Below are 12,583 nucleotides of genomic sequence, written 5' to 3'. Positions count from 1 at the left end.
GGGCAGCGGCCCGCCGCCGCCCCTCACGGCGCCCCCGGCGGCACGAACGGCAGCCCTGCCGGCGCCCCGCCCTCGATGAGCCGCAACAGCGCCTCCGTGTCGGCGTGTTCTTCGATCAGGTCGCCCAGCCGGTCCAGCTGTTCCTCCCGCAGCGCCCCGAAACTCGTGTCGGGGGCGGGCACGAAACGCCGGCCCGCCTGCGCGGCCACCTCCCGGAGGAACGCGCGCCGGAAGGCGTCGCTCTCCAGCGACCCGTGCCAGTGCGTCCCCCACACGGTGCCGACGCGGCAGCCGTCCAGGAAGGGTTCCCCGCCCGTCACCTCGGCGACGCCGTGATGGATCTCGTAGCCCTCGACGTGCTCGCCGAGTGCCTCGCCGACGGGCCGCTCAAGCGTCTTCTCCCGCGCGAACCGCACCCGAACCGGCAGCAGCCCGAGCCCTTCGACCTCACCGGCCCTGGACTCGACGTCGTCCTCGATGCGTTCGCCGAGCACCTGGAAGCCGCCGCAGATGCCCAGCACCGGGCGCCCCTCCGCCGCCCGCCGCGCCAGGGCGTCCGCGAGACCCCGCTCCCGCAGCCACGCCAGTGCCCGCACCGTCCCCCGGGTGCCCGGGACCACGACCAGATCGGCGTCCACGAGCTCCTCCGCACGGTCCACGAACCGCACCACCACGCCCGGTTCGGCCGCCAGCGCGTCGACATCGGTGAAGTTCGACATCAGCGGCACCGCGCAGACCGCGACCCGCAGCACGTCCTCACCGACGGGTGCCGTCACGGCCGACTCGCGTACCGCGCCCCGCAGGGACACCCGCAGACCGTCCTCCTCGTCGATGCCGAGCCCGTGCGCGTACGGCAGAACACCGTAGGTGCGCCGCCCGGTGAGGCCGTGCAGCATGTCGAGCCCCGGCTCGAGCAGCGACACGTCACCGCGGAACTTGTTGACCAGATAGCCCGCCACGAGCGACTGGTCCTCGGGGCCCAGCAGCGCCGTCGTACCGAAGAACTGCGCGAACACCCCGCCCCGGTCGATGTCGCCGACCACCAGCACCGGCAGCCGGGCCGCCCGCGCGATGCCCATGTTCACGATGTCCGTGCGCCGCAGATTGATCTCGGCCGGACTGCCCGCCCCTTCACAGATCACGGCGTCGTACGTGCCCCGCAGCTCCTCCAGGCATGCCATGACGGGCTCGAACAGCTCTCGTTGCCGGTTCCCGTGGTAGCCCTTGGCGCTCATCTCACCGACGGGCCTGCCCATCAGCACCACCTGGCTGGAGCGGTCGCTGCCGGGCTTGAGCAGCACCGGATTCATCAGCGCCGTCGGCTCCACACGCGCGGCCTGCGCCTGCATCGCCTGAGCCCGCCCGATCTCCGCGCCCTCACGCGTCACGAACGAATTGAGGGACATGTTCTGCCCCTTGAAGGGCGCGACCTTCACCCCCTGCCGCACCAGCCACCGGCAGATCCCGGCCGTGACGACGCTCTTGCCCGCGTCCGAGGTGGTCCCGGCGACCAGCAGCCCACCGCTCATGTCCGCCTCCGCTTCAGTGCTCCCGCCGCGAGCCGCGCGCCCGTACAGACAACCAGGGCCGCCGCCCCGACCCGGCGCGACAGCCGCACGGCCCGCTCGATGTCGCCGAACTGCACGGCCCGTCCCGTCCCGCCCAGCACCGGCCGGTGCTCGACCCGCCCGCCGTACGAGAGGGTCCCGCCCAGCCGCACGCCGAGCGCGCCCGCGAAGGACGCCTCCACGGGGCCCGCGTTGGGGCTCGGATGCTTGCCGGCGTCGGCCCGCCAGGCCCGTACGGCGCCCCGCGGGTCCGGCCCGCAGACGGCCGCCAGCACGGCGGTCAGCCGTGCGCCCGGCCAGCCGGCCACATCGTCCAGGCGGGCCGACGCCCAGCCGTAGCGCCGGTGTCGGGGCGACTTGTGTCCGACCATGGCGTCCAGGGTGTTCACCGCGCGGAAACCCACCAGCCCGGGCACGCCCGCCACGGCGCCCCACACGAGGGCACCGACGACCGCGTCGGAGGTGTTCTCGGCGACGGACTCGACGACGGCGCGCGCGATCTGCTGCTCGTTCAGGGCCTGCGGGTCCCGACCGCAAAGATGCGGAAGCCGCTCCCGCGCCGCCTCGACGTCCCCGGCGGCCAGCGCGTCACCGATCGCCGCGGCCTCGCGCCCGAGTGTCGTGCCTCCGACGACGGCCCAGGTGGCCGCGGCGGTCAGGGCGACGGAGGCCGTGGGGGAGCGGCGTACGGCGTGGGCAGCCAGGGCCGCCGCGGCCACGGCGCCGCCCGCGCACACGGCGGCGTGCAGGACGCCCCGGCCGCGGTGGTCACGCCACAGGGCACGCTCGACGGCGCCCGCGACCCGCCCGAACGCGGCGACCGGATGTCCCCGGCGGGGATCGCCGAGGAGTCGGTCGCCGATGAGGCCGGCTGCGGCGCCGTACAGGAAGATCCGGTCGGCACGCACGGGATCAGTGGGCCGGGAAGTGCTGGAGTCCGACGGACAGGGCGGTACCGCGGCCGGGCATGGCAGGAGTCCTCACTCAGGGTCCGCGCCCTGGTTCGACGTGACGGGCGGCGAGAGTTCCTGGCTCCCCGGGTGGTTGCTCCCCCGGGTGACAGTGGCGGGACCGCGCCGGATTCGCACCGGACTTCCTCTTCTGCCGCCGTTGATGGCCACGGCAGTCCACCACGTGCGCGAACGCCCGTCAACTCACCCTTGACCTGCGGCGGGACAGTGTGCCGAGTCCCACACCGGCGGACACGCGCAGGCCGGGCCGGACCCACCCGCGGGTGGCTCCGGCCCGGCCTGCGGGCGGACTGTCGGGACGTCAGGCGACGATCAGATAGATCCCGTAGGACACGGCCGCCGCGCAGAGCGCGAAGCAGGCGTACGCGCCGCTGCGGGCCAGCAGGCCGGAGCCTCCGGCCTGCTGCGCGGCCTCCTGCTTGGTCAGGCCCACGATGCCCACGGTGAACAGGCCCACCAGGGCGACGGTGGCGACGAGGCTCACGCCGAACACGGAGCCGAGGGCTACCCAGTCGATCTTCATGCTGCTGTTCCTTACACCGTGGCCGTACGAGCCGACTCGGGCTCGGCCGGGGCGGGGATCGTGGTCTTGAAGTCGCCGGCGGGCGGCGGGGTGACGGCCGCGATGGCGGTCGTGACGACTCCCGCCGGCTCGTCGGCCGCCGTGTCGACGTCGTTGACGTTGGTGTGGTCGACGACCTGGCGGCGCGAGATGAACCAGATCGCGATGCACGAGGCGACGAGGAAGACGGCGACGGCCGCGACACCCCAGTCACCCTGCTTGGTGACGAACTCGGAGCCCGCCGCGACGAGGCCCGCGGCCGGCAGGGTCAGGCCCCAGGCCACGAACATCCGGGTGGCGGTCGACCAGCGGACCACGCCGCCCTTGCGGCCGAGGCCCGCGCCCATGACGGCGCCGGAGCAGGAGTGCGTGGTCGACAGGGAGAAGCCGAGGTTCGAGGAGGCGAGGATCACGCTGGCCGCGCTGGTCTGGGCGGCGAAGCCCTGCTGCGGCTGGAGGTCCGTGAGGCCCTTGCCCATGGTGCGGATGATGCGCCAGCCGCCGAGGTAGGTGCCGAGCGCGATCGCCACACCGGCCGAGACGATGACCCACATCGGAGGGTTGGACCCGGGGGCGAGGACGTTGCCGGCGACAAGGGCCAGCGTGATGATGCCCATCGTCTTCTGGGCGTCGTTGGTGCCGTGGGCCAGGGAGACGAGGCCGGCGGAGGCGATCTGCCCGGCGCGGTACCCCTTGGCGGTGGCCTTCGCGTCGGTGTTCCTGTCGACCCGGTACGTCAGCCGGGCGGCCAGCATGGCGGCGAGGCCGGCCACGACCGGGGCCGCGACGGCCGGGATGAGCACCTTGGTGACGACGACGCCGCCGTTGACCCCGGCGAAGCCGACCGAGGCGACCGTGGCGCCGATCAGACCGCCCATGAGGGCGTGCGAGGAACTGGACGGCAGGCCCACCAGCCAGGTGAGCAGGTTCCATAGGATGGCGCCGACGAGCGCCGCGAAGATGACTTCAGGTGTGATGCCTGATTCGTCGACAAGTCCGCTGGAGATGGTCTTGGCGACCTCCACGGAGAGGAAAGCGCCGACGAGGTTCAGAACGGCGGACATGGCCACCGCGGTCTTGGGCTTCAGTGCGCCGGTCGAGATGGTCGTCGCCATCGCGTTGGCGGTGTCGTGGAAACCGTTCGTGAAATCGAACACGAGCGCTGTCACGATCACAATCGCGAGCAGCAGTGTGATGTGTTCCATTTACCCAGGCAATCGTTTGACGTCATTGACGCGAGGACCGTAGGCAACCTGGATGAACGGAAGGTGAACTGGGTTGGGCGCTGCGGTGTCCCCAAGTGCGGTCGACCGATTCCGCTTGTCCGATTTCGAACCTTCCCGGCGCTCACGGCAGCCACTCGAACACTGTGCGTGTTCCCGCGGCCGCGGACCCGGTGACAGGATCGCCGGCATGACTGATGAGGCGACCGGTGAAGCGACCGGTGAGGCACGGCGGGACGAGATCGAACAGGCGTGGCGGGACCTCGTGGACACCGCCCGCAGGACGGCGGCTGAAGGACTCGTCGTCGGCACATCGGGCAACGTCTCCGTACGGGTCGGCGAGCTCGTCCTCGTCACCCCTAGCGGAGTGCCGTACGAGCGGCTCACGGCGCGGGACACCGTCGCCGTCGACCTCGACGGCAGACAGGTCCTCGGTGACCTGGAACCCACCAGCGAGCTCCCGCTGCACCTGGCGGTCCACCGCGAGACCGGCGCCCGCGCCGTCGTGCACACCCACGCCGTGCATGCCACCGCGGTCTCCACGCTCGTCCCGGAGCTCCCGCCGATCCACTACATGACCGCCGCGCTCGGCGGCCCGGTCCGCGTCGCCCCCTACGCCCTCTACGGCACACAGGAGCTGGCCCGGAACATGCTCCACGCCCTGCGGGACCGTACGGCCTGCCTGCTGCAGAACCACGGGACCGTGACCTACGGCGACACCCTGCCCCAGGCGTACGACCGCACGGCGCAACTGGAGTGGATGTGCAGCGTCTGGCTGACGGCGTCGTCCGTCCCGGGCCGCACGCCGAGCCTGCTGACCCCGGCCCAGCTCGCGGCCGCGTCCACCTGCCTCGCCACGTACGGCCAACCGACCCCCTGACGCCTGCGGCGGGCTTGTCCCCTACCCGCCGCTTCCCGAACCGGGGGCGCAGTCCCCGGTTCGGGAAGGGGGGAACGGCCCCGCCCGCAACCCGCCCGCGCAGCCACACGCGCGGCCCCTCCCACTGGCCCCCGCCCCCGCCCGCCCCGACACTGGACCCGTGCGCCCGGCTACAGCGACGGCAGCGGCCGTCACCACACTGATCGGCGTCGGCGCCGCCGCAGTCGCGGCAGGCCGCTACGCGAGCCACGCCGCGCTGCGCGGTACCCGACGGCCCCTGCCGGGCGACCCCCGGCTCACCGTCCACGCCACGGCCCCCGGCCGGATCGTGCTGACCCGCAGCCTGGCATCGCTGCGCCCCGGCACGTACGGACTCGAGGGGACGGGCGTCCACGCGGTCGTGGGACCGGTGCTCGACGGCGTCCCGCACGACGCGGACACGGTCGTACGCCGGCTCGTGCGCGTCACGGAGGGTGTCCTGCAGCCCGGCACCCGGGTCCGGCTCACCCCGCAGGTGCACAAGGGCGACCCCTACGCCGCGCTCGGCATCGAGCACTCCGAGGTCCTCGTCCCCGGTGAGCTCGGCGCGCTCCCCGCCTGGTTCGTACCCGGGGCGCGCGCCACCTGGGTCATCGCCGTGCACGGCCTCGGCACCACCCGGGAACACACCATGAACGTGTTCGACTTCCTGCTCGACCAGCACTTCCCGGTTCTGTCCCTCGCCTACCGGGGCGATGCCGGTGCTCCCCGGCCGCCGGACGGTCTGGGCCATCTCGGCGACTCCGAGTGGCGCGACCTCGACGCGGCCGTCCGGCACGCGGTCCGCCACGGCGCCGAGCGCGTCATCGTCCACGGCTGGTCCGTCGGCGCCTCGATGGCCCTGCGCACCGCCGCCAACTCCGGTCTGCGGGACCGGATCAGCGGCGTGGTGCTGGACTCGCCCGTGCTCGACTGGGAGGCGACCGTGCGCCGTCTGGCCGCTGCCCGCAGAACGCCCGCCCCGCTGCTGCCTCTGGCGGTGCGGGCCGCGCAGGGCCGCACCGGACTGCACCACGACCGGCTCGCCGAAGCCGTCGACCCCCAGACGCTGGGTGTGCCGACGCTGATCTTCCACGGCCCCGACGACTCCCTGGCGCCCTGGCACCGCTCACGCCAACTCGCCGACCGCCGACCCGATCTGGTCACCCTCCACACGGTCGTGCAGGCGCCGCACGCCGCCATGTGGAACGCCGACCCGACGAGGTACCAGGAAGTCCTCCGCCGCTTCCTCACTCCCCTCATGTAAGGCGTGCAAGAGCAGGTCGGGCGGCTGCGCGGCCCGGCCCATGGGGTTCCGTTTGGGCTTTCGGGCCGTCAGCGGGAAGACTGCACCCCGTGACGTCCCGAAAGCCTGATGAGCAATTGGCGCGCAACTCCAGACTCCGTCTTGTCCGCCCGCGGTCCCTGGCCACCGCACGAACGGCCGTGACGACCCGGCGCACGCGCCCGTCGCCCCGGCCGCCGGAGGGCACGCCCGCACCGGCCGAGCTCGCGCGGCAGGCGCGGTCGGTGCTCGCCGACGCCGTGCGGGTAGCCCGCTGGGCGGCCGTGGAGCGCGGTCCCGGCGCGGCCAGTTCCATCGCGGAGGCCCGGGAGCGGGCCGCGGTCGCGCTGGACATGTCCGCGGACCAGGTACGGGCCGGCTGGGACCGCGCCCGCCTCGCCGGTCTCATCGAGCTGCACGGCGAAACGGCACGCCCCGGCTGGCGGCTGCGCGCCTGGGACCGGGACGACATGGCCGTGCTGCGCGGCTGGGTCGCCCTCTTCGACGCCTGGTCACTGGTCCACCCGGCGCCCGGGGACGTCGCTCCCGCGGCGGTCGCCGAGGTGGTGGAGGCCGTGCCGCAGGTGCTGTCCCTCCTCCAGCTGTCGGCCGGGCCCGTGCTCAAGCCGGCCCTGGCGGACCTGCTCGAGCAGCGCGTCGCCGAACTCCGTGAGGAGCGCTGCGAGGTCCCCTTCGAGACCCGCCCCGAACCGGGCACCGGGCCGGGCGCCGACGAGGCGCCCGCCGCCGCGCTCCTCGACTGGGCGCTCGAAGGCCTGTCGGCCGTCGGCGCCCTGACCCTCGAGTGCGGCCAGGCCACCCTCACGCCGCTCGGCAACTGGGCGGTGTGGGTCAAGCTGGAGCAGATCTGCGTCGCCGCGCAGAGCCCCGCCGGAAACATCGAGCAGTCCGCGGAGGACATGCTCCGCGGCTGCGCACGCCTCACCCCCGGCCCGGCCCGCGCCGAGTACCGCGCCTGGCTGGCGGCGCGCACCGTCTCCAGTGCCGTCGCCGAACTGCTGGCCGTCGCCCGTGGTGAGGACGCCCTGCTGCGCGGTCTGGCCTTCGAGGCGCTGCGCGTGGTGGGCGCGCCCGCGGAGACCGAGGTCCGCGCGGCCGCTGCTGAACCATCCCTGCGCCCCTACGCCTTGCTGTGGCTCGCCGAGTACGAGGGTGCGGACCCGGACGACGCGGCCGATGTCCTCACCCGTGAGGAAGCGACCTGGCTGTGGGTGGACACCGCGGCCGCCGTCGCCGACCACGGCGAGCCGCAGCTCCTGCTGCGGCACCTCGACTCGGCGGTGCAGGGCACGGTCCCGGCCCTGCTCGACGAGGTCCGCGCCGGCGGTCATCCCCGTACGGTCCAGGTCCTGGTCGCACTCGCGGCCGCGCACCCGGACCCGGCCCTGGCCAAGGCGGTGCGCAGGGCCGCATTCCAGGTGCACACCGGCGGCGTTTGATCCCGTAGGACGACGGCGGGGGCGGCGGAGGCTACGCGGCCCCCGCCGCCCCCGGCGCGTACGTACCGAAGCTCCAGACGTTGCCCTCGAGGTCGCGGGCCATGTAGTCCCGCGATCCGTACTCCTGGTCGGTCGGGGGCATCACGATCTCCGCGCCGTGCTCCACCGCTCTGCCGTGGTGCGCGTCGACGTCGTCGACGTGGACGAACACACCTGTCGGCCCGCCACCCTCCATGAGCTTGTCGAACTCGCTCCCGGTGCCCTTGCTGCCCAGCATCACCATGCCGTTGCCGTACGTCAGCTCGGCGTGGACCACGCCGCCGTCCTCGTTCTCGTACACCGCGTGTTCGGAGAAGCCGAAGGCTTCGGTGAGCTGCCGGATCGCGGCCTTGGCGTCCGCGTACACCAGCGTCGGACAGATGCTCGGCGACTGAGTCATTCCGATCACTCCTCAACTTGCTCGGCGACAGGGTGTGATCTGCGTCTCAGTCTGGCATCCGCCACTGACAACGAGGCTCAGCCGCACGTGCCGACGGCCCGCGTCGTCGCCCGGGGAGGTGCCTCACAGGGGGCCTTCGGGCGGGGAAAAACACTTGCACCGTCCCGTTAGACTGGGCCGTATGGCAATTCTCCTTGTGCATTAGACGGCGTAGAAGCGTCTGCCGCCCGTCCCTTCCGCCGTCCATACCGCCCTGGAGTCTTCCCCGTGATCACCGCATCCGGTATCGAGCTGCGCGCCGGCGCGCGCGTTCTCATCGAATCCGCTTCCTTCCGCATCGCCAAGGGCGACCGCATCGGCCTCGTCGGCCGCAACGGAGCGGGCAAGACCACGCTCACCAAGTGCCTCGCGGGTGAGGGTGTCCCCGCCGGCGGCGCCATCACCCGGTCCGGCGAGGTCGGCTACCTTCCGCAGGACCCGCGCACCGGCGACCTCGACGTTCTCGCCCGCGACCGCATCCTCTCCGCCCGCGGCCTCGACACCCTGATCCGCAAGATGCGGCAGAACGAGGAGCGCATCGCCACCGGCCAGGGCACCACCCGTGAGAAGGCGCTGCGCCAGTACGAGCGCCAGGAGACCGAGTTCCTCACCAAGGGCGGGTACGCCGCTGAGGCGGAGGCCGCCACCATCGCCGCCGCGCTCGGCCTGCCCGACCGGGTGCTCGGCCAGCCGCTCCATACGCTCTCCGGCGGTCAGCGCCGCCGCGTCGAGCTCGCGCGCATCCTCTTCTCGGACGCCGACACCCTGCTGCTCGACGAGCCCACCAACCATCTGGACGCCGACTCGATCGTCTGGCTGCGCGACTATCTGAAGACCTATCGCGGCGGCTTCATCGTGATCTCCCACGACGTCGATCTCGTGGAGACCGTCGTCAACAAGGTCTTCTACCTCGACGCCAACCGGGCCCAGATCGACGTCTACAACATGGGCTGGAAGCTCTACCAGGCGCAGCGCGAGGCGGACGAGAAGCGCCGCAAGCGCGAACGGCAGAACGCCGAGAAGAAGGCCGCCGCCCTCAACTCGCAGGCCGACAAGATGCGCGCCAAGGCCACCAAGACCGTGGCCGCGCAGAACATGGCCCGCCGCGCCGAACGCCTGCTGGCCGGTCTCGACGAGGTCCGGGTCGCCGACAAGGTCGCCAAGCTCCGCTTCCCGGAGCCCGCGCCCTGCGGCAAGACGCCGCTCAGCGCGGAGAGCCTGTCCAAGTCGTACGGCTCGCTCGAGATCTTCACCGACGTGGACCTCGCGATCGACAAGGGCTCCCGCGTCGTCATCCTCGGCCTCAACGGCGCCGGCAAGACCACCCTGCTGCGCCTCCTCGCGGGCGTGGAGCAGCCGGACACCGGCCGGGTCACCCCGGGGCACGGCCTCAAGCTCGGCTACTACGCCCAGGAGCACGAGACCCTGGACCCCGACCGTACGGTCCTGGAGAACATGCGCTCCTCCGCGCCGGACCTCGACCTCGTCGAGGTCCGCAAGACGCTGGGCTCGTTCCTCTTCTCCGGCGACGACGTCGACAAGCCCGCCGGGGTGCTCTCCGGCGGCGAGAAGACCCGGCTCGCCCTGGCCACTCTCGTGGTCTCCTCCGCCAACGTCCTGCTGCTCGACGAGCCCACCAACAACCTCGACCCCGCCAGCCGCGAGGAGATCCTCGGGGCGCTGCGCACCTACAAGGGCGCGGTCATTCTCGTCACGCACGACGAGGGTGCGGTCGAGGCGCTCGAGCCCGAGCGGATCATCCTGCTCCCCGACGGTGTCGAGGACCTGTGGGGAGCGGACTACGCGGACCTGGTGGCGCTGGCCTGACGGCCCTCCTGACGGGTCCCGCACCGGCGCGGGGTCCGTCGGGAGCCCCTTGGCGACCTTGGTATGGATCTCCGTATGGATCATTCGGCCTACAAGTGATCCATCATCTGTGTGAGAGCGTCTCGTATCGCGGCGTGGTGAGTGGTGGTCCGCGACCGTCCGGTCCGTCGCGGAGGTGCTTCTTCTTCAGCTGCTCTGACCTGGCCTTTCCGGCGCCGGCCGGTCCCGGCCAGGGCCCACGGCCGAGCGGAAGGTGACATTCCGTTCGTGGTGGCCTCCTGTCACAGGCCAAAGCGTTCCGTACTGACCTTGTCGAATGGGTGGCCAGGACGCCCGGGAGGGGTGATCATGAGAAGTCCAGAGCGCACTTCCCATGAGGAGGCACGGGTGGCCGAGACTCTGAAGAAGGGCAGCCGGGTTACCGGCGCCGCGCGCGACAAGCTCGCGGCAGACCTGAAGAAGAAATACGACTCCGGTGCGAGCATCCGGGCGCTGGCCGAGGAAACCGGCCGCTCCTACGGATTCGTCCACCGGATGCTCAGTGAGTCCGGAGTCGTCCTGCGAGGACGTGGCGGAGCGACGCGAGGCAAGAAGGCTGCTTCGGCCTGACGGCCCCCGTCGTACGAGGCTGCTTCTCCGGCCCGTCGGTTTCCACGGTGGGCAGCTGACCGGTCCCCCGGGCCGATCAGGCGGTTACCGTGCAGTAGCTTACCCTTCGTGACACGAAGGGTAAGCCAGACTGCACCCAACCGGAGGCGCCTCATGACTTCGCTCGACCCCGTACTCGACAAGGACGGCGTACGGCTCACCGTCGAAGACACGGTCGCCACGGTGACCTTGACGAACCCGGACAAGCGCAACGCCCAGAACTTCGCGCTGTGGCGGGCGTTGGCGCAGGCCGGGCGGTCACTGCCGGGCGACGTGCGGGTCGTGGTGCTGCGTGGCGAGGGCAAGTCCTTCTCCGCCGGCCTCGACCGGCAGGCTTTCACGCCCGAAGGCTTCGACGGCGAGCCGTCCTTCATCGACCTGGCACGCGGCACCGACGCGGAGATCGACGCGTCGATCGCCGAGTTCCAGGAGGCGTTCACCTGGTGGCGCCGCAACGACATCATCACGATCGCGGCCGTCCAAGGGCATGCGATCGGAGCCGGCTTCCAGCTCGCCCTCGCCTGCGACCTGCGGGTCGTCGCGCAGGACGTGCAGTTCGCCATGCGCGAGACCGCCCTCGGTCTCGTCCCCGACCTCACCGGCACACATCCGCTGGTGTCCCTCGTCGGCTACGCCCGCGCCCTCGAGATCTGCGCGACCGGCCGCTTCGTGCACGCGGAGGAGGCCGAGCGCACCGGTCTCGCCAACCTCGTCGTGCCCGGCGAGGAACTGGACGCCGCGGTACGGGACCTGGCCGCGGCACTGCTCGCCGCGCCCCGTGACGCGGTGATCGAGACGAAGGCGCTGCTGAGGGGCGTGGCGGACCGCTCGTACGACGACCAGCGCGCTGCGGAGCGGGCGGCGCAGGGCCGACGCCTGCGGGACCTGGCGGGCCTCGCGGACTGACGCCGCGCGAAGGGGCGGGTACGGGGCAGGCTCCGCGCAGCGGTCACGTCGTAGCGGTGACCACGACCGTCACCGCACGCCCGTCCCCCAGCGCCGCCCCCACCGCGACCCGCACCGCCCGGGCCACGTCCAGTGCCCGGAACCCCTCCGCCGTCGCCACTTCGACGCGGACATGATCCGGCGCCGAATGCACCGCCGTTCCCAGCGTCGCCGTCAGCCGCGCCACGCCCGCGGTCGCCGCCGCGGCCGTGCCCGCCTGGTCCGACGGGGGCACGGCCTCCGGGGTCTCGGGGGTCTCAGGGGCGGGGGGCTGCTCCGGGGCCGCGTCCAGCAGCCGGGTCACGCGCAGATCGACGACCGTGACCGCGAGCCCCAATCTCTCCGCCGCCGCATCGAACAGGGCGCTCCGCAGTGCCGCCGTGAGCGCCGGCAGCGGCTGGTCGAGGTCCCATACCGCCACGTCCGCCTCGACGCGCAGCGGCCCCGGCGGCAGGGCGGCCGGCGGGGCCGGCGCCGTCGGGTCCTCGGCCGCGGCGGGGTCCGCCAGACGGAGCCGGACATCGTCCAGGGCGGCGCCCGGCACGGATGCCGCCGCATCGCGCAGCACCGCCGCGGCCGCCGATTCGGCCAGCCAGGCGCCGTCCGCCGGACCGCCCAGAGCGAGGAGTCCGCCGAGCCCCATCGCCCGGCGCACCCGCCGCCGCACCGCATCGGGAGTAGTCATTCCACCAGCCTGCCGCATCCCCGGCGCGGATGG

At 72.6% G+C, this 12,583-nt stretch carries 12 protein-coding genes and 1 riboswitch; of the genes, 6 read left to right on the top strand and 6 right to left on the bottom strand.

Annotated features, from left to right (window positions below; all coding sequences use genetic code 11):
- Positions 1 to 23 precede the first annotated feature (23 nt).
- From OGH68_RS08060 to OGH68_RS08045, 4 genes are all read right to left on the bottom strand, one after another.
- Positions 24 to 1,529: a cobyric acid synthase gene (locus OGH68_RS08060; RefSeq protein ID WP_264242644.1), complete on the bottom strand. Its 1,506-nt coding sequence runs from the start codon at positions 1,527 to 1,529 to the stop codon at positions 24 to 26.
- A complete protein-coding gene (locus tag OGH68_RS08055) occupies positions 1,526 to 2,476 on the bottom strand; it encodes a cobalamin biosynthesis protein (RefSeq protein ID WP_264242643.1) in 951 nt (316 codons plus the stop codon). Before OGH68_RS08055 ends, OGH68_RS08060 begins: the two co-directional genes overlap by 4 nt.
- Positions 2,477 to 2,568: 92 nt before the next feature.
- Positions 2,569 to 2,707: riboswitch (cobalamin riboswitch) on the bottom strand.
- A 133-nt stretch (positions 2,708 to 2,840) separates the two neighbouring features.
- Positions 2,841 to 3,062, bottom strand: a complete 222-nt coding sequence (locus tag OGH68_RS08050) for a hypothetical protein (protein ID WP_264242642.1) — start codon at positions 3,060 to 3,062, stop codon at positions 2,841 to 2,843.
- Positions 3,063 to 3,073: 11 nt separating this feature from the next.
- Positions 3,074 to 4,306 carry an inorganic phosphate transporter gene (locus OGH68_RS08045; RefSeq protein WP_264242641.1) on the bottom strand — a complete coding sequence of 411 codons (1,233 nt, stop codon included), beginning with the start codon at positions 4,304 to 4,306 and terminating at the stop codon, positions 3,074 to 3,076.
- Between the two features lie 208 nt (positions 4,307 to 4,514).
- Here OGH68_RS08045 and OGH68_RS08040 point away from each other — a divergent pair, with 208 nt between their 5' ends.
- The 3 genes from OGH68_RS08040 to OGH68_RS08030 all read left to right on the top strand — a co-directional run bounded on the left by OGH68_RS08040 (position 4,515) and on the right by OGH68_RS08030 (position 7,967).
- Positions 4,515 to 5,204: a class II aldolase/adducin family protein gene (locus OGH68_RS08040; RefSeq protein WP_264242640.1), complete on the top strand. Its 690-nt coding sequence runs from the start codon at positions 4,515 to 4,517 to the stop codon at positions 5,202 to 5,204.
- 160 nt (positions 5,205 to 5,364) lie between these two features.
- Positions 5,365 to 6,489, top strand: a complete 1,125-nt coding sequence (locus OGH68_RS08035; RefSeq protein ID WP_264242639.1) for an alpha/beta hydrolase — start codon at positions 5,365 to 5,367, stop codon at positions 6,487 to 6,489.
- Between the two features lie 89 nt (positions 6,490 to 6,578).
- A complete protein-coding gene (locus tag OGH68_RS08030; protein WP_413470950.1) occupies positions 6,579 to 7,967 on the top strand; it encodes a hypothetical protein in 1,389 nt (462 codons plus the stop codon).
- Positions 7,968 to 7,998: 31 nt separating this feature from the next.
- Here the strand turns inward: OGH68_RS08030 and OGH68_RS08025 are convergent, their stop codons facing one another.
- A complete protein-coding gene (locus tag OGH68_RS08025) occupies positions 7,999 to 8,406 on the bottom strand; it encodes a VOC family protein (RefSeq protein WP_264242637.1) in 408 nt (135 codons plus the stop codon).
- 267 nt (positions 8,407 to 8,673) lie between these two features.
- Between OGH68_RS08025 and abc-f the strand changes: the two genes are divergently transcribed.
- The 3 genes from abc-f (at position 8,674) to OGH68_RS08010 (ending at position 11,826) form a co-directional block, all read left to right on the top strand.
- A complete protein-coding gene (abc-f, locus tag OGH68_RS08020) occupies positions 8,674 to 10,272 on the top strand; it encodes a ribosomal protection-like ABC-F family protein (RefSeq protein WP_264242636.1) in 1,599 nt (532 codons plus the stop codon).
- Between the two features lie 387 nt (positions 10,273 to 10,659).
- Positions 10,660 to 10,881: a helix-turn-helix domain-containing protein gene (locus tag OGH68_RS08015; RefSeq protein ID WP_005319113.1), complete on the top strand. Its 222-nt coding sequence runs from the start codon at positions 10,660 to 10,662 to the stop codon at positions 10,879 to 10,881.
- 153 nt (positions 10,882 to 11,034) lie between these two features.
- Positions 11,035 to 11,826, top strand: a complete 792-nt coding sequence (locus OGH68_RS08010; protein WP_264242635.1) for an enoyl-CoA hydratase/isomerase family protein — start codon at positions 11,035 to 11,037, stop codon at positions 11,824 to 11,826.
- Positions 11,827 to 11,869: 43 nt separating this feature from the next.
- Here OGH68_RS08010 and OGH68_RS08005 read toward each other — a convergent pair whose 3' ends face one another.
- A complete protein-coding gene (locus tag OGH68_RS08005; RefSeq protein WP_264242634.1) occupies positions 11,870 to 12,550 on the bottom strand; it encodes a hypothetical protein in 681 nt (226 codons plus the stop codon).
- Between the last annotated feature and the right edge of the window lie 33 nt (positions 12,551 to 12,583).

This window comes from Streptomyces peucetius (assembly GCF_025854275.1).
In the GTDB taxonomy this organism is placed as follows: Bacteria; Actinomycetota; Actinomycetes; order Streptomycetales; family Streptomycetaceae; genus Streptomyces; species Streptomyces peucetius_A.
This window is presented reverse-complemented; position numbering and strand designations above follow the sequence as displayed.